The sequence below is a fragment of the Micromonospora vinacea genome (assembly GCF_015751785.1).
In the GTDB taxonomy this organism is placed as follows: domain Bacteria; phylum Actinomycetota; class Actinomycetes; order Mycobacteriales; family Micromonosporaceae; genus Micromonospora; species Micromonospora vinacea.
This window is the reverse complement of the sequence record NZ_JADOTY010000001.1, coordinates 5,861,388-5,877,179: the sequence shown is the minus strand read 5'-3', so window position 1 is coordinate 5,877,179 and position 15,792 is coordinate 5,861,388. Positions and strand designations below refer to the sequence as shown.

Annotated in this window: 17 protein-coding genes; 13 read left to right on the top strand and 4 right to left on the bottom strand. The window is 71.2% G+C overall.

Going from position 1 to position 15,792, the window contains the following annotated elements; genetic code table 11:
• The first annotated feature begins 99 nt into the window (after window positions 1-99).
• Complete coding sequence (locus IW249_RS27620) at window positions 100-951, top strand: alpha/beta fold hydrolase (RefSeq protein WP_196923428.1); 852 nt, start codon at window positions 100-102, stop codon at window positions 949-951.
• Between the two features lie 89 nt (window positions 952-1,040).
• Here IW249_RS27620 and IW249_RS27615 read toward each other — a convergent pair whose 3' ends face one another.
• A complete protein-coding gene (locus IW249_RS27615; RefSeq protein ID WP_196923427.1) occupies window positions 1,041-2,057 on the bottom strand; it encodes a methyltransferase in 1,017 nt (338 codons plus the stop codon).
• Between the two features lie 93 nt (window positions 2,058-2,150).
• Complete coding sequence (locus tag IW249_RS27610; protein WP_196923426.1) at window positions 2,151-2,555, bottom strand: hypothetical protein; 405 nt, start codon at window positions 2,553-2,555, stop codon at window positions 2,151-2,153.
• Between the two features lie 302 nt (window positions 2,556-2,857).
• On the opposite strand from IW249_RS27610, the gene IW249_RS27605 reads away from it, so the two are divergent.
• Genes IW249_RS27605 through IW249_RS27580 form a run of 6 tightly spaced genes read left to right on the top strand, consistent with a single transcriptional unit; the run spans window position 2,858 to window position 7,411 of the window.
• On the top strand, window positions 2,858-3,160 hold the full coding sequence (locus IW249_RS27605) for an urease subunit gamma (RefSeq protein ID WP_030491505.1): 303 nt from the start codon (window positions 2,858-2,860) through the stop codon (window positions 3,158-3,160).
• The gene (locus IW249_RS27600) at window positions 3,157-3,504 is read left to right on the top strand and encodes an urease subunit beta (RefSeq protein ID WP_196923425.1); all 348 of its coding nucleotides are present in this window, start codon (window positions 3,157-3,159) and stop codon (window positions 3,502-3,504) included. Before IW249_RS27605 ends, IW249_RS27600 begins: the two co-directional genes overlap by 4 nt.
• Window positions 3,501-5,204 carry an urease subunit alpha gene (locus IW249_RS27595; RefSeq protein WP_196923424.1) on the top strand — a complete coding sequence of 568 codons (1,704 nt, stop codon included), beginning with the start codon at window positions 3,501-3,503 and terminating at the stop codon, window positions 5,202-5,204. The genes IW249_RS27600 and IW249_RS27595 overlap by 4 nt, the downstream gene beginning before the upstream one ends.
• The gene (locus IW249_RS27590; RefSeq protein WP_196923423.1) at window positions 5,204-5,920 is read left to right on the top strand and encodes an urease accessory protein UreF; all 717 of its coding nucleotides are present in this window, start codon (window positions 5,204-5,206) and stop codon (window positions 5,918-5,920) included. The genes IW249_RS27595 and IW249_RS27590 overlap by 1 nt, the downstream gene beginning before the upstream one ends.
• Window positions 5,910-6,695 carry an urease accessory protein UreG gene (ureG, locus tag IW249_RS27585; protein ID WP_372433006.1) on the top strand — a complete coding sequence of 262 codons (786 nt, stop codon included), beginning with the start codon at window positions 5,910-5,912 and terminating at the stop codon, window positions 6,693-6,695. Before IW249_RS27590 ends, ureG begins: the two co-directional genes overlap by 11 nt.
• Window positions 6,695-7,411, top strand: coding sequence for an urease accessory protein UreD (locus IW249_RS27580; RefSeq protein ID WP_196923422.1), 717 nt, complete (start codon window positions 6,695-6,697; stop codon window positions 7,409-7,411). The genes ureG and IW249_RS27580 overlap by 1 nt, the downstream gene beginning before the upstream one ends.
• A gap of 242 nt (window positions 7,412-7,653) precedes the next feature.
• Here the strand turns inward: IW249_RS27580 and IW249_RS27575 are convergent, their stop codons facing one another.
• Entirely contained in the window at window positions 7,654-8,157 is a 504-nt protein-coding gene (locus tag IW249_RS27575; RefSeq protein ID WP_196923421.1) for a MarR family winged helix-turn-helix transcriptional regulator, read from the bottom strand.
• Window positions 8,158-8,253: 96 nt separating this feature from the next.
• Here IW249_RS27575 and IW249_RS27570 point away from each other — a divergent pair, with 96 nt between their 5' ends.
• The 6 genes from IW249_RS27570 (at window position 8,254) to urtE (ending at window position 14,610) form a co-directional block, all read left to right on the top strand.
• Window positions 8,254-9,336: a substrate-binding domain-containing protein gene (locus IW249_RS27570; RefSeq protein ID WP_196923420.1), complete on the top strand. Its 1,083-nt coding sequence runs from the start codon at window positions 8,254-8,256 to the stop codon at window positions 9,334-9,336.
• A 419-nt stretch (window positions 9,337-9,755) separates the two neighbouring features.
• A complete protein-coding gene (gene urtA / locus IW249_RS27565) occupies window positions 9,756-11,000 on the top strand; it encodes an urea ABC transporter substrate-binding protein (RefSeq protein WP_196923419.1) in 1,245 nt (414 codons plus the stop codon).
• A gap of 75 nt (window positions 11,001-11,075) precedes the next feature.
• On the top strand, window positions 11,076-11,963 hold the full coding sequence (gene urtB, locus IW249_RS27560; RefSeq protein WP_196923418.1) for an urea ABC transporter permease subunit UrtB: 888 nt from the start codon (window positions 11,076-11,078) through the stop codon (window positions 11,961-11,963).
• A 198-nt stretch (window positions 11,964-12,161) separates the two neighbouring features.
• Window positions 12,162-13,145: an urea ABC transporter permease subunit UrtC gene (urtC, locus tag IW249_RS27555; protein ID WP_231392671.1), complete on the top strand. Its 984-nt coding sequence runs from the start codon at window positions 12,162-12,164 to the stop codon at window positions 13,143-13,145.
• On the top strand, window positions 13,142-13,918 hold the full coding sequence (urtD, locus tag IW249_RS27550; protein ID WP_196923417.1) for an urea ABC transporter ATP-binding protein UrtD: 777 nt from the start codon (window positions 13,142-13,144) through the stop codon (window positions 13,916-13,918). The genes urtC and urtD overlap by 4 nt, the downstream gene beginning before the upstream one ends.
• A complete protein-coding gene (gene urtE / locus IW249_RS27545; RefSeq protein WP_196923416.1) occupies window positions 13,918-14,610 on the top strand; it encodes an urea ABC transporter ATP-binding subunit UrtE in 693 nt (230 codons plus the stop codon). The genes urtD and urtE overlap by 1 nt, the downstream gene beginning before the upstream one ends.
• A gap of 16 nt (window positions 14,611-14,626) precedes the next feature.
• Here urtE and IW249_RS27540 read toward each other — a convergent pair whose 3' ends face one another.
• A complete protein-coding gene (locus tag IW249_RS27540) occupies window positions 14,627-15,661 on the bottom strand; it encodes a LacI family DNA-binding transcriptional regulator (RefSeq protein ID WP_196923415.1) in 1,035 nt (344 codons plus the stop codon).
• Window positions 15,662-15,792: the final 131 nt, after the last annotated feature.

Here is a 15,792-nt window from a genome sequence, read left to right as displayed (position 1 = left end):
GGCCTGCCGTTCGGGCCCGCTCTGACGGCCCGCATATCCGTCGACCCGACGGGAAAGCGCGGGGCGTCCGACAGCCCGAGACCGGAGCAGGAGACAAACATGCCTTTCATCACCGTGGGGACGGAAAACTCCGCGCCCATCGACCTGTACTACGAGGACCACGGTTCCGGTAAGCCGGTGGTGCTGATCCACGGCTTCCCGTTCAATGGCGCGACCTGGGAGAAGGAGACACGGGCGCTGCAGAACGCCGGATACCGGACGATCACCTACGATCGGCGCGGTAACGGTAACTCCGCCCAGCCGGCCTTCGGGTACGACTACAACACGTTCGCGGCGGACCTGGACGTGTTGATGACCGAGCTGGACCTGAACGAGGTGACCCTGGTCGGTCACTCGATGGGCACCGGCGAGGTGGTCCGTTACCTGGGCAACTACGGCTCACAGCGGGTCAGCCGGGCCGTACTGCTCAGCCCGCTGCAACCGATGCTGGCCAAGGCGAGCGACAACCCTGAGGGTGTCGACCGGAGCCTCTTCAAGGGCTTCCAGGACGCCATCATCAAGGACCGCTTCGCCTACCTGACGTCCTTCTGCGACGCGTTCTTCAACCCGGACCAGAACATGGGCAAGCGGGTCAGCGAGGAGGCGTACCGCGCGCACTGGCAGATCGGCGCGATGGCCTCCGGCAAGGCCACCCACGACAGCGTGGACGCCTGGCAGGAAGACTTCCGCCCGGACCTGCCGAAGATCAACATTCCGGTGTTGATCGTGCAGGGTGACCAGGACCGGGTGCTGCCGTATCCGGTGACCGGTCAGCGGCTCGCACCGATGATGCCGACCGCCAATCTCATCACGCTCAAGGGCGCGCCGCACGGCATCCCGTGGACCCACGCCGACGAGGTCAACAAGGCGATCATGGACTTCATGAAGCAGCCGGCCAAGGCGCGCGCCTGACCCGTACCGGTAGCCGATCGGACGCCCGCGCCGTAAGGCGCCGCGACACCCGGCCCACGGTTCGCACCGGGGCCGGGTGTCGTCGTCGGTCAGGGTCGGCGGGCCACCACCGCGCCGTTGGCGCCCGGCGCGTCGAACGGCACGGTACGCACGTCGACGAAACCGGCGTCGGTGAGCCACGCCGCGTACTCGGCGCCCGAGTAGTTCCGGCCGCCCTCGGTCTCGACAAGCATGTTCATCCCCATCAGCGCTGCCTCCGGCGGCCCGGTGCGTTCGTCGTTGAGCAGCAGCTCGCAGACGACGATCGCCCCGCCGGGCGGCAACGCCGCGTGGCACCGCGCCAGCAACGCCCGGTTCGTCGGCTCGTCCCAGTCGTGCAGGATCATGCTGAGCAGGATGACGTCGTGCCCGTCCGGCAGCGCCGGGTCGGCGAGGAAGTCACCGGCCACGGCGTCGATCCGCCCGGTCAGGCCGGCCTCCGCGATCCGCTCCCGGGCCCGCACGCAGACATGCGGCAGATCCAGGACCGTCGCCCGCAGCTCGGGCAGACGGCGACAGAACTCGATCGGGAACGCGCCCGCACCGCCGCCCACGTCGAGCAACCGGCGGTGCGCGGAGAAGTCGTACGCGTCGGCCAGCGCGCTGGCCGTGAAGCTGGACGTGGAGAACATCGCGTCCCAGAACTGCGCCAGCATCTCCGGGTCGGCGGTGTCGAACATCGACTGTTGGGCCTCCGGATCCCAGGTCAACGGTCGATCCGTGCGCAGGGCCTCGCCGATTCGGTGCCAGGGCAGGTAGGTGCGCAGGTCCGAGTAGCGGACCTGCGCGCCGAAGTAGTACGGGCGACCCTCGACCAGGAACTGCTCAGCCAACTCGGAGTTGCGGTAACCGTCGCCGGCCTTCTCCAGCAGGCCGAGCGAGGCACTGGCGGCCAGCAGCAGGTCCGCGGGTCGGTCGGGCAGCCCGAACTCGGCGGCTGCCTGCTCCACTGTCATCGTCCGCCCGCCGGCGAGCCGGGTGAACAGGCCGAGTTCGACGCCGACCGCGAGGGTCTTGAACCCCCACACACCGGCCACCAGGCGCATGAGGGGAGTCGGAGTGATCATGCCGCCATGAGATCACAATTCGGCTCCGTCCACGATGGGCGGTTCATGCCCGCAGCAACGTCACCAACTCGGCGGCCACCAGCACCCCGGGCGTCAGGCGGATCGGCCGGCCATCCGTCGGCCGATCCGCCGCCCCGCGAGGCTCACCACCGTGCTGCCGGCCGCCACCCCGACCAGCACCAGAATCCCCCCGACCACCCACAACCCACTGTCGTCGGTCGACGCGGCCCGCCACGACCAGGCCGCCGTGAACGCCACGGTCATCACCGGCGCCACCAGCCACGGGCTGAGCCGCGTCCCGGCGAGCGCGGCCAGCACCACGAGCGTCAGCACGCAGCCGATCACCTGCCACGCCTCGTACGGGCCGCTGCTCGCGCCGGTCTGCGCGTCGACCGTGTACTCGGTGTCCCAGCCCAACCAGAGGATCCACACCCCGACCGTGGCTGCCGCCAGGAACAGAACACCGAGCAGTGCGCGGGTACCCCTCGTCGCCGTCATCCGGCGATCATGCCCTGCCCGCCGCCGCACGGAAATACGCACCGGCATCCCTGACGGACTGTTGCCTCGGTCGGTGGTGATCCTCTACGGTCTGCTCAGCGGTGGGCGGTGCGGTCCGCATCCGACCCGACACCGCCGGTTGCCCGTCGTGCGGGCCGGGATGGTGGAGTCCCGGGTCGCCCCGTCGGCGGTGACCCGGCGGTCGTGTGACTCCCAGCTCGTCCCCGGGCGCTGATGCCCGGCGCGGCTCCCGTGCGGAGCCGACGGCGAGCCGGGCACGCCGACCCCACCGGGAGAGCCCCGTGTTCCTCAGCCCGCACGAGCAGGACCGCCTGCTCATCCACGTCGCGGCCGATGTCGCCCGCGCCCGCCGCGAACGCGGCCTGCGCCTCAACTACCCCGAAGCCGTGGCGGTGCTCACCGCGTTCCTCCTCGAAGGGGCCCGCGACGGCCGGTCGGTGGTCGACCTGATGTCCGCCGGCCGGGCGGTGCTCGGTCGTGACGACGTCCAGGACGGCATCCCCGAGCTGCTGAGGGAGGTGCAGGTGGAGGCAACGTTCCCGGACGGCACCAAGCTGGTGACGGTGCACCACCCGATCCCGTGATCCCCGGGGAGATCCTGCCGGCGGCCGACCCGGTTCAGATCAACGTGGGCCGCCCGGTGACCACAGTGCTCGTGGTCAACACCGCCGACCGCCCGGTGCAGGTCGGCTCGCACTACCACTTCGCCGAAGCCAACCCGGCGCTGTCGTTCGACAGGGGCGCCGCCTGGGGGCAGCGGCTCGCCGTTCCGGCGGGCACCTCGGTCCGGTTCGAGCCCGGCATCAACCGCAGCGTCGACCTCGTACCGCTCGGCGGGGCACGGATCGTGCCGGGCCTGCGCGGAGAGTGCGCCGGACCGTTGGACCCGCCGCCGCACCCGCCCACGGCCGACGGGTCGCCGCGGTGAGCGCCGTGCGGCGGGACCGCTACATCGACCTGTACGGGCCGACGACCGGTGACCGGATCCGGCTGGCCGACACCAACCTGCTGATCGAGGTGGAGACCGACCACTGCGTGGGCGGCGACGAGGCGGTCTTCGGCGGCGGCAAGGTGATCCGCGAGTCGATGGGGCAGTCTCGTGCCACCCGCGCCGAGGGGGCACTGGACACCGTCATCACCGGCGCGGTCGTGCTGGACCACTGGGGTGTGGTCAAGGCCGACGTGGGGCTGCGCGACGGGCGCATCGTGGCGCTCGGACGGGCCGGCAACCCGGACACCATGCCCGGTGTCCACCCCGACCTGGTCATCGGCCCGTCGACCGAGGTGATCGCCGGCAACGGGCGGATCCTCACCGCCGGCGCGGTCGACACCCACGTGCACTTCATCTGCCCGGAGATCGTCACCGAGGCGCTGGCCAGTGGCATCACCACGATGGTCGGCGGCGGCACCGGGCCGGCCGAGGGGACCCGCGCGACAACTGTCACCCCGAACGCCTGGCACCTGGCCCGGATGCACGAGGCGCTGGACACGATGCCGGTCAACGTGCTGCTGCTCGGCAAGGGCAACACCGTCTCCACCGAGGCGCTGTGGGAACAGTTGCGGGCCGGTGCGGGCGGTTTCAAGCTGCACGAGGACTGGGGCACCACACCGGCCGCGATCGACGCCTGTCTGCGGGTGGCTGACGCGTCCGGGGTTCAGGTGTCGATCCACACCGACACGCTCAACGAGGCCGGGTTCGTCGCCGACACCCTGCGGGCGATCGGTGGACGGGCGATCCACTCGTACCACACCGAGGGCGCCGGTGGCGGGCACGCACCGGACATCATCACCGTGGCCAGCGAACCGAACGTGTTGCCATCGTCGACCAACCCGACCCGGCCGTACACCGCCAACACCCTGGCCGAGCACCTGGACATGTTGATGGTCTGCCACCACCTCAACCCGTCAGTGCCCGAAGACCTGGCCTTCGCCGAGAGCCGGATCCGACCGTCCACGATGGCCGCCGAGGACCTGTTGCACGACCTCGGTGCGATCTCCATCATCGGTTCCGACGCCCAGGCGATGGGTCGGGTCGGCGAGGTGATCATGCGGACCTGGCAGAGCGCCCACGTGATGAAGGACCGGGTCGGCGCGCTGCCGGGTGACGGGCCCGCGGACAACCACCGGGCCCGGCGGTACGTGGCGAAGTACACCATCTGCGCGGCGATGGCCAACGGGCTGGAGCGCGAGATCGGCTCGGTCGAGCCGGGCAAGCTCGCCGACCTGGTGCTCTGGGACCCGGCGTTCTTCGGCGTACGACCGCTCCTGGTCATCAAGGGCGGCATGATCGCGTACGCCCAGATGGGCGACGCCAACGCCTCGATCCCGACACCGCAGCCGATGCTGCCCCGGCCCATGTTCGGGGCGTACGGCGCGGCGGCGGCCGCCACCAGCCTGGCCTTCGTGGCGCCGGCGGCCCTGGACGCCGGGCTCCGCCTGGACGTGCGTCGCCGGGTGGTGCCGGTGAGCGACGTGCGGTCGCGGGGCAAGGCAGACCTGCCGGAGAACAACGCGATGCCGCGCATCGAGGTGGACCCGGACACCTTCACGGTGCGGATCGACGGGCAGGTGGTGGAGCCGGACCCGGTGACCCGGCTGCCGATGGCCCAGCGGTACTTCCTGTTCTGATGGCGACGCCGAGCCTGCTGTTGTTGTTGGCCGACGGGCGCTTCCCGGCCGGGGCGCACGCGCACTCCGGTGGTCTGGAGGCGGCCGTCGCCGCCGGCCGGGTCACCGACCTGGCCTCGTTGGAGGCGTTCCTGGCCGGACGGTTGGCCACCGCCGGTCTGGTCGGCGCGGCGTTCGCGGCGGCCGCACACCGGGCGGCGGTGGCCGAGACCGCCGACCCGGCCGGCTCGGCCCGGTCGGCCCGACGGTCGGGGGCGCTGGCTCGGCTCGACGCGGAGCTGGACGCCCGTACCGCCGCCCCGGCGTTACGGGCGGTCTCGCGCCGACAGGGCCGGGCCCTGCTGCGTGCCGGCCGGACCGTCTGGCCGAACGCCCCGTTCGCCGACCTGCCCGCGACGCCCGGTGGCGCACACCAACCGCTGGTGCTCGGGCTGCTCTGCGCGGCGGCCGGGTTGTCCCGCGTCGAGACCGCCACGATCGCCGCGTACGGGACGCTGACCGGAGCGGCCAGCGCCGGAGTACGTCTGCTCGGCCTCGACCCGTACCAGGTCCAGGCCCTGCTGGTCGGCCTGGCCGACGCCTGCGACGGCACGGCCGCCGACGCGGCGCGGGCCGCCGACGACCCACCGGAGCGGCTACCGGCCGCCGCCGCTCCACTCGCCGACATCCATGCCGAGATCCATGCCACCTGGGAGGTGCGTCTCTTTGCGTCCTGACACCGTTGTGCCGAGCGCTGTGCCCGCCGTCGAACCGACCACGCCGCCGCCGGCCACCCCACCCCACGACGAGACCGTTCCGCACACCCACCCGGAGCCGGGGGTGGACCCCCATCCGCCGTTGGCGCGTGCCGGACGTGCCCTGCGGGTCGGCATCGGCGGCCCGGTCGGTTCCGGCAAGACCGCCCTGGTGGCCGCGCTCTGCCGTGCCTTCGCCGACGAACTGCGGCTCGGTGTGGTGACCAACGACATCTACACGACCGAGGACGCCGACTTCCTCCGGCGGGCCGGAGTGCTGGACCCGGCCCGGATCCGCGCGGTGGAAACCGGTTGCTGCCCGCACACCGCGATCCGCGACGACATCGGCGCCAACCTGGACGCCGTCGACGAACTGGCCGAGGCGGTCGGCCCGTTGGACCTCGTCCTCGTGGAGAGCGGTGGGGACAACCTGACCGCGACCTTCAGTAGAGGGCTGGTCGACCGGCAGATCTTCGTGGTCGACGTGGCGGGCGGGGACAAGGTGCCCCGCAAGGGCGGGCCGGGGGTGACCGCCGCCGACCTCCTCGTGATCAACAAGACCGACCTGGCGCCGATGGTGGGTGCCGACCTCTCCGTCATGGATCGTGACGCGAGAGCCCGGCGCGGCGACCTCCCGACCCTTTTCCTGTCCATCGTGGGAGACCCCACGGCGACGTCGGTCGCCGACTGGATCCGGCACGAGTTGGCCCACCACGCCGCAGTGCACCCGCTGGCCGTCCCGGTCGGTCCGGTCTGATGCGAGCGCTCGCCCGGCTGGTCGCCCGGGCCGACGGTCGGGGTGGCACGGCACTGGTCGAGCTGCACGGCGAAACGCCGTTGCTGTTGCGCCAGACCCCGACCGACGGGGGTGTCGCCACTGTGCACCTCGTCGGCGGGGCGGCCGGGCCGCTTGCCGGAGACGACCTGCGCCTGGAGATCGAGGTTGGGCCCGGCGCGGCGGTCCGGGTGCTTAGTGTCGCGGCGTCGATCGCCCTGCCGGGTCGCGCGGGCGCCGTCTCCCGGATGGCGGTGCGGGCGGTGGTGCACGCCGGCGCCACCTTGCACTGGCTTCCGGAACAGTTGGTCGCGGCGGCCGGCTGCGCGCACCTCGCCGAGTCCCGGATCGAGTTGGCCGCCGGTGCGACAGTGCGTTGGCGCGACGAGCTGATCTGCGGCCGGTACGGCGAGGCGCCCGGCGGCGCCGTCGTGCACACCCAGGTCGACTACGCGGGTCGACCACTGCTGCGTCAGTCCCTCGCGGTGGGACCGCACGCGCCGGGCTGGGCCGGTCCGGCGGTGCTCGACGGTGCCGCGGCCACCGGATCGCTGCTGGTGGTCGACCCGTCGCAACCCGCCGAACCTCCGATGGCCGAGGGCAGTGTCGCCCGGCTGCCGTTGGCCGGCGGCCCGGCGACACTGTGGACCGCCACCGCCCCCGACGCGCACACCCTGCGCGCCCACCTAACGGTCTAAGGAGCCACTACCGGGCCGCGTGCCGGTCCTGCCGGGTCTTCCCGAGGCCAGGTTGGTGCAGAGCACGACGGTGCCTGGCGGATTCTCTCGAGAGCGTGATGTCTGTGAGTCATCGTGATGACTCACAGACATCACGCTCTCTGCCGTGTGGGGTGGGAGGGCGAGCCGCGCTCAAGGCCGTGCCGATTGCCCCGCAAGCCCGGAGCCGGAGCCCGGAGCCCGGAGCGGGGAGGGGGAAGGGGTCAGCGGTGTGGGCCGGCCGCGTCGGCGTGCACTCGTTGCCGGGCCGGGTCGAGGCGGCCGATCAGGTCGTCGAGCTGGCGTACGAGGTTGGCGGCCGGGGGCATGCCCGGCTCGCTGGTCTCCGCGACGACCATCTCCGTGATGCCCAGTTCGGCGATGCTGGCCCGGACCCGCTCGTCCAGGCGGGCGTGCTCGCGGCGGCCCCGAGCGGTCAGGTACGCCCGGATGCGTCGGCGGTCGATCGGATCGATGCGCCGGAAGACGAGGTTGCGGTCGACGAGCTGGTCGACCAGCTTGGTGAGGGTGCCCGGCGGCAGCGACGCCTCGGTGGACACCTCGCTCATCGGGTGACCCTGGCCGTCGGCGAGCAGGCAGAGCACCCGCCATGCCTCGATGCTCAGCTCGTCCTCGGCCAGAACGGCGCCCAACCGGCGGGAGAGCAGCCGTTCGGCGCGGGTGAGCGAGCGCAGCAGGTCAGCTGGCGCCCCGGGCACGTCTGACATGAAACTCCCTGGTCCGGTGGCCCTGTCATCGTAGCGAGTCGTCCCGGCCAGTGGTGAGCGCTGGTCTTCCGTCGTGGGCCGGGCAATCATGTGCTCATGTCCGCGCCGGCACCGCCGTGGCTGACCGTCGACCGTGCCGTGGTCAGCATCGCGCTGGTCTACCCGATGCGCGGGCCGGCCGGCATGTTCGGCCCCACCTGTGAGCTGTGCGCGCAGCTCGCGGTGGAGGAGATCAATCGGTGCGGTGGCGTGCTGGGCCGGGAGGTGCGGCTGGTGCCGGTCGACGGTGGCGCACCGCCGGCCGAGGTGGCCGCCGAGGTCGAGGCGTTGGTGTCGGTGGGAGCCGTGCAGGGGGTGACGGGGTGGCACATCTCCTCGGTGCGGCAGGCGTTGGCGCCCCGCGTCGCGCACCGGGTGCCCTACGTCTACACCGCACTCTACGAGGGCGGTGAACGCACCGAAGGGGTCTTCCTGACCAGCGAGACGCCGGATGCCCAACTGTGGCCCGCGATGCGGCTGCTCGCCGGGGAGCAGGGCGTGCGTCGCTGGTTCGTGGTGGGCAACGACTACGTGTGGCCGCGCCGAACGTCGCGGGCGGCCCAGCGGTACGCGCTACGCGGCGGTGGGCAGGTGGTGGGCCGGCACTTCCTACCGTTGGACGCGCACGACTTCACCGAGGTGTTGCGCCGCATCGAGCACAGTGACGCGGACGCGGTGTTGATGCTGCTGGTCGGTGCCGACGCGGTGCGGTTCAACCGCGCGTTCGCCCGATCCGGTCTGGACCAGCGCTGCCTGCGGCTGAGCACCCTGATGGACGAGAACATGCTGCTGGCCAGCGGTGCCGGCGCGACCCGGAGGTTGTACAGCACGGCGGGTTTCTTCGCCGGGCTGGTCACTCAGGAGAATCTCGACTTCCACGGTGAGTTCGCGCAGCGCTTCGGGGTGGAGGCACCGCCGCTGGGCAGCCTGGGGGAGTCCTGCTACGAGGGCGTGATGCTGCTCGCCGCGCTGATCGGCCAGGCCCGCACCCTCGACGTACGGGCCATCGAGACGGCCGCCGACACGGTCGCCTACCACGGGCCGCGTGGCCGGTTGCGGCTGCGTCAGCGGCACGTCCGTCAGCGCATCTACCTGGCCGAGGCCGACGGACTCGACTTCACGGTGCTCGCGCAGCTCTGAACCGGGCACGGCAGTCGGCCCATCCGACCCTTGACAGCGCCACCCGATCCCGCCCTAAGATGCTTCCTGTGTGAAGTATCTGGCCACGGGGCCGGATCTCACCATTGCGTGCCCACCGTCGACGGATTTCTCCGTCGACCATTGTGGTGGCACTTATCTTGCGTCTCTCCGAACGGCCGACACCGTTTCCTCCCAACGGTGTCGGCCGTTTTTCGTGCGCGCTGCGGCGGCCCCTCGGAAACAGTCAATTAAGGACCGGGAAACACCCGCGCAATCATGCCGGTCGACGCTTTCTCTGCCCATATCCGATCCGGTGCCCTGCGCGGCGTCCACCCGTCGACCATGGCATCGCCCACGTCAGCTCCATCGGACCGCACCGACCGTCCTTTCGCCACTTGAGTGCACCGCAGGGAGAGTAGATGTCATTATTCCGGGGCCGCCGCATCCTGGCGGGTGCCATGACCCTGGTCGCCGCGGCCGCGATGACCGCGTGCGGCAGCAAGACCACCGACGAGGGTGGCGCGACCGGCGTCACCGCCGATGTCTCCGGCGACACCGTCAAGGTGGGCCTGCTCAACTCGCTCTCCGGGACCATGGCGATCAGCGAGGTCACCGTCCGCGACTCCATCATGCTCGCCGTCGAAGAAATCAACGCGGCCGGCGGCGTGCTCGGCAAGAAGATCCAGCCGGTCGGTGAGGACGGCGCCTCGGACTGGCCCACGTTCGCGGAGAAGGCCGAGAAGCTCATTTCCGAGGACCGGGTGGCCGCCGTCTTCGGTTGTTGGACGTCGGCCAGCCGCAAGGCGGTCAAGCCGGTGTTCGAGAAGAACAAGGCGTTGCTGTTCTACCCGGTGCAGTACGAGGGTCTGGAGCAGTCGCCCTACATCTTCTACACGGGAGCGACGACCAACCAGCAGATCGTTCCCGGGCTCGACTATCTCAAGTCGCAGGGCGCGAAGTCGGTCTATCTGGTCGGCAGCGACTACGTCTTTCCCCGTACCGCCAACAAAATCATCAAGGCGTACGCGACCGCGAACGGGATGACGGTGCTGGGTGAGGATTACGCACCCCTCGGGTCCACCGAGTTCGGCACCATCGTCAACAAGGTCAAATCCTCCGGCGCGGACGCGGTTTTCAACACGCTCAACGGTGACAGCAACGTGGCCTTCTTCAAGGAGTACAAGTCCGCGGGCCTGACCGCCGCCGCGATGCCTGTGGTGTCGGTGTCGATCGCCGAGGAAGAGGTCAAGGGCATCGGCACCCAGTACCTGGAGGGCCAACTGACGGCCTGGAACTACTACCAGACCACCCCGGGTGCGGCGAACTCGAAGTTCGTGGCCGCGTACAAGGCGAAGTACGGCGCGGACAAGCCGACCAGCGATCCGATGGAGGCCGCCTACGTCGGCGTCCACCTGTGGAAGGCGATGGTCGAGAAGGCCGGCGCCTTCGACGTGGAGAAGGTCCGCGCCGCCTCGGACGGGATCACCTTCGACGCGCCGGAGGGTCTGGTCACCGTCGACGGCAAGACCCAGCACATCGCCAAGACCGCCCGGATCGGCAAGATCGGCGCGGACGGTCTGATCACCGAGGTGTGGAACTCCGGCAAGCCGGTCGCGCCGGACCCGTACCTCAAGACCTACCCGTGGGCGAGCGGCCTGAGCTGACGACGCCGGCCCGGGCGGGCCGCGCGGCGACGCGCCCCGCCCGGGCCACCCGACCACCAGTTCGGAGTACCCACCGTGACAGTCCTCTTCGGTCAACTCTTCACCGGCATCAGCATCGGCGCGGTGCTGCTGCTCATCGCGCTCGGCCTCGCGCTGACCTTCGGCCAGATGAACGTGATCAACATGGCGCACGGTGAGTTCATCATGGCCGGCGCTTACACCACCTACGTGCTGCAACAGAGCATCACCGGCGCCGGCCTGTCGCTGGCGGTCGCGCTGCCGGTGGCGTTCGTGGTCGCCGGCGCCATGGGTGTCCTGCTGGAGGTGCTGCTCATCCGCCGGCTCTACGCCCGGCCACTGGACACCCTGCTGGTCACCTGGGGTGTGTCACTGATCTTGCAACAACTGGCCCGGGACATCTTCGGCAGCCCGAACGTGCAGACCCGCGCGCCCGAACTGCTCACCGGCAACGTGGCGCTGCCCGGCGGGCTGACGATCGCCAACAACCGGCTGTTCATCCTGGCCCTGGCGTTGGCCGCCGTCTCGGCGCTCACCCTGGCGCTGCGACTCACCCCGCTCGGGCGTCGTATCCGCGCTGTGGTGCAGAACCGTGACCTCGCCGCCGTGTCCGGCGTCGCCACCTCCCGGGTCGACCGGACGACGTTCTTCCTCGGCTCCGGCCTGGCCGGGCTCGCCGGGGTGGCCCTCACCCTGCTCGGCCCGATCGGCCCGACAATGGGCACCAACCTGATCATCGACGCCTTCCTGGTCGTCGTGGTCGGCGGGATCGGCCAGCTCAAGGGCAGCGTGATCGTCGCCTTCGCCCTCGGCGTGCTCCAGGCCACCGGGGAGTACCTGACCACCCTCAGCGTCGCCAAGGTGATCGTGTTCGTGGCGATCGTCGCGTTCCTCCAGTGGCGGCCACAGGGCCTGTTCACACTGCGGACCAGGAGCCTCGCATGACCGCCGTCACCCCCGCGCCACCCAGCACCGCCGTCCACCCGGCGCCTGCCGGCGCCGTACCACCGGGTCGGCCTTCCGGCCGGTCTCGGATGCGGACCCTGGCCGGCTTCGCGTTCGGCGCGGCGCTGCTGTTCGCCGTCGCCCCGCTGGTGCTGTCGGACTTCCGGTTGGCGTTGCTCCAAGTACCTCTGCGTCGCCATGGTCGCGGTCGGCATCGGGATCGCCTGGGGCCGGGGCGGGATGCTCACCCTGGGCCAGGGCGTCTTTTTCGGCCTCGGCGGCTACGCGATGGCCATGCACCTCAAGCTCGCCGACGCGGGCCCGGGTGGGATGCCCGACTTCATGCAGCTGTACGGGCAACTCGACGAGCTGCCGCTGTGGTGGCGGCCGTTCGCCAGCCCGTGGTTCGCGCTGCCCGCCACCGTGCTGCTGCCGATGGCTGTCGCCTTCGGGCTCGGCTCGCTGGTCTTCCGCCGCCGGGTCCGCGGCGCGTACTTCGCCATCCTCAGTCAGGCGCTCGCCGCCGCGATGGTGATCCTGCTGATCGGTCAGCAGGGGACCACGGGTGGCACCAACGGGCTCACCGACATCAAGGGCTTCTTCGGCTACGACCTGGACGACCCGGTCAACCAGCGGATGGTGTACTTCATCATCGCCGGAACGCTGTTGGCGTTGCTCGCGCTGACCCGTCAGCTCATCCACAGCCGCTACGGCGAGCTGCTGGTGGCGGTCCGCGACGGTGAGGAACGGGTCCGCTTCCTGGGCTACGACCCGGCGTCGGTCAAGCTGGTGGCGTACGTGGTCGCGGCCGGCATGGCCGGGCTGGCCGGTGCGCTGTTCGTGCCGGCGGTGGGCATCATCTCGCCCGCGCTGATCGGCATCGTCCCGTCGATCGAGTTCGTCATCGGCGTCGCTGTGGGCGGCCGGGCGACACTGCTCGGGCCGGTGCTCGGCGCGGTGGCGGTGGCCTGGGCGCGTACCGCCCTCTCCGAGCGGTTCCCGGGTACCTGGACGTACCTTCAGGGGTTGCTGTTCGTGGTCGTGGTGGCGTTCCTTCCCGGCGGCCTGGCGTCGCTGTGGGCGTTGACCCGCCGCCGTGAGGTGGGCGCGCAGCCGGTGCGGCGCGGGTTCCTGTCGCTGGGCCGACGACGCGCCGAGCGGACGGAGGTGCCGGCGGCATGAGCGGCGAGCGGTTGGACGGGTTGTCCGTCCGTGACGTGCGGGTCAGCTTCGACGGGTTCACCGCCGTCGACGGTGTCTCGTTGGAAGTGCCCGCCGGCGACATCCGGTTCCTGATCGGGCCGAACGGCGCCGGCAAGACCACACTGGTCGACGCGATCACCGGCCTGGTCCGGGCCACCGGCTCGGTCCGCTTCGGTGACGAGGAACTGCTCGGCCGGCCGGTGCACCGGATCAGCCGGCTCGGCATCGGGCGGACCTTTCAGACCTCGACGGTCTTCGAGGAGCTGTCGGTGTTGCAGAACCTCGACATCGCGGCGGGCGCCCGGCGCAGCTGGGCGACCCTGGCCCGCCGCCGCCGGGGTGTCCCCGACGAGGTCGCCGCCGCGCTGGAGACCATCGGTCTGGCCGAGCGGGCCGCGCACCTCGCCGGGACGCTCGCACACGGCCAGAAGCAGTGGCTGGAGATCGGCATGCTGCTGGTGCAGGACGCGCGGCTGCTGCTGCTGGACGAGCCGGTCGCCGGGATGAGCCACGAGGAACGCGACGCCACCGGCGTCCTGCTGGAGACGGTGAGCCGGGATCGCACTGTCGTCGTGATCGAGCACGACATGGACTTCCTGCGTCGGTTCGCGCGCAGCGTCACAGTGCTGCACGCCGGCCGGGTGCTCAGCGAGGGCACTGTTGCGCAGGTCCAGGCGGACCCGCGCGTGCAGGAGGTCTACCTTGGCCACCCGGTCGACGCCGGGTCGGCCCACACCGGCCTGGAGGCATGATGCTGACGCTGCGCGGGGTGCACGCCGGATACGGGCGCTCTCGGGTGCTGCACGGGGTCGATCTGGCGGTCCCGCCCGACGGGGTGGCCACCGTGCTGGGCCACAACGGTGCCGGCAAGAGCACCCTGCTGCGGGTCGCTGCGGGGCTGCTGCGCCCGAGTTCCGGCACCGTCGAGTTGGACGGCGAGGACGTCACCCGCGCCGGCCCGCACGAGCGGGTGGCGCGGGGGATGGCGTACGTCCCGCAGGGTCAGCAGTGCTTTCCGCACCTGACGGCTGCGGAGAACCTGCGGCTGGTCGCCGACGGCCGGCGCGACGGGGCGGTGGCAACGGCGGAGGTGCTGGATCTGTTTCCGGCGCTACGCCCGCTGCTGCGGCGCCGGGCCGGGCTGCTCTCCGGCGGTCAGCGCCAGCAGTTGGCCATCGCCCGTGCCCTGATCACCCGGCCGCGGCTGCTGATGCTCGACGAGCCGACCGAGGGCATCCAGCCGTCGGTGGTCGCGGAGATCCAGGAGCGGATCGTCGAGTTGACCCGGCAGTCCGGGTTCAGTGTGCTGCTCGTCGAGCAGCACCTGGGCTTCGCGTTGCGGGTGGCGGACCGCTACCACGTGCTGGAGTCCGGTCGGGTCACCTCGCACGGCGACGGGGGTGTCACGGCGGAGCGGGACGTCCGGGCGGCGTTGGCGGTCTGACCGGCGCGCCCAACGGTCAGGCCCTGGGCGCGGGCCCGGTCGAGTCGCGGACGACCAGCAGGTGCCCGGTGGGACGACGGCGGGGGCGGGTCGTGCGCGGTTTGAGCGCGAGGCTGAGTGCCGTGCGGCCCATCTCGGTCATCGGCAGGCGGACGGTGGTGAGGCTGGGTGCGAGGTCGGCCGCCACGGAGACGTCGTCGAAGCCGACCACCGACATCCGCGCGGGTACCGGCACGCGACGGGACCGCAGCGTCGATAGCACGCCCATGGCCATCACGTCGTTGAGCGCGATGATCGCCGTCGTCTCGGGATGGTCGTTGAGGATCTGCTCGGCGGCGGCGCGCCCCCCGCCGCGGGTGAAGTCGCTGTGCACGACGGCGAGGTCGGCGGGGGACCGCCCGCGCTGCCGCAGGGCCGACGACACTCCGGCCAGCCGGTCGGCGACCGTGGTGAGGCCGGCGCTGCCCGCGGCGACAGCGATCCGCCGGTGGCCGAGATCCATCAGGTGCTGGGCGAGGGCGTGACCGCCGGCCTCGTTGTCCGGTAGGACGGCGTCGACCCCGAGCGCGTGCCGTCCGATGGCCGCGGCCCGTCCGCCATGGTCCTGGAACGCGTCCAGTTCGGCGCGGGCCGCGCTCTCCATCCGTGGGTCGCCGTAGCCGGAACCGCTGATCAGGACGATGCCGACCCGCTGGGCGATCAGGTGCCGCAGTTGTTGCAGTTCGTAGCCGGGGTCGCGGCCGGACTGGCAGATCTGCACCAGCAGGCCCTGCTCGGCGGCGAGTTGGATGACCCCGGCGGCGATCTCGGAGAAGTACGGGTCGTCGATCTGGTGGACGATCAGCCCCACCGTGGAGGTGGCCCCGCTGGCCAGGGTGCGGGCGTAGGGGTTGGCCACGTAGCCCAGCTCACCGGCGATCTGCCGGATCCGGTCGGCCACCTCGGCGCTGACCCCCGCGCGGCCGGCGAGGGCGCGGGAGGCGGTCGCCAGCGAGACGGCGGCGTGTTCGGCGACGTCCACGAGGCGCGGCCGCCGGCTGACAGTGGGCATCGGCAACCCTCCGGAAACATTCATGCCACCCGATCTGTTGCGAGTGGCATCGATCGAAGCCTAGGGTACGTAAGCGCTTTCGTAAGCGCTTCCGTGACCGGCATCCGGCATGCCGCGAAACGAGGTGACAG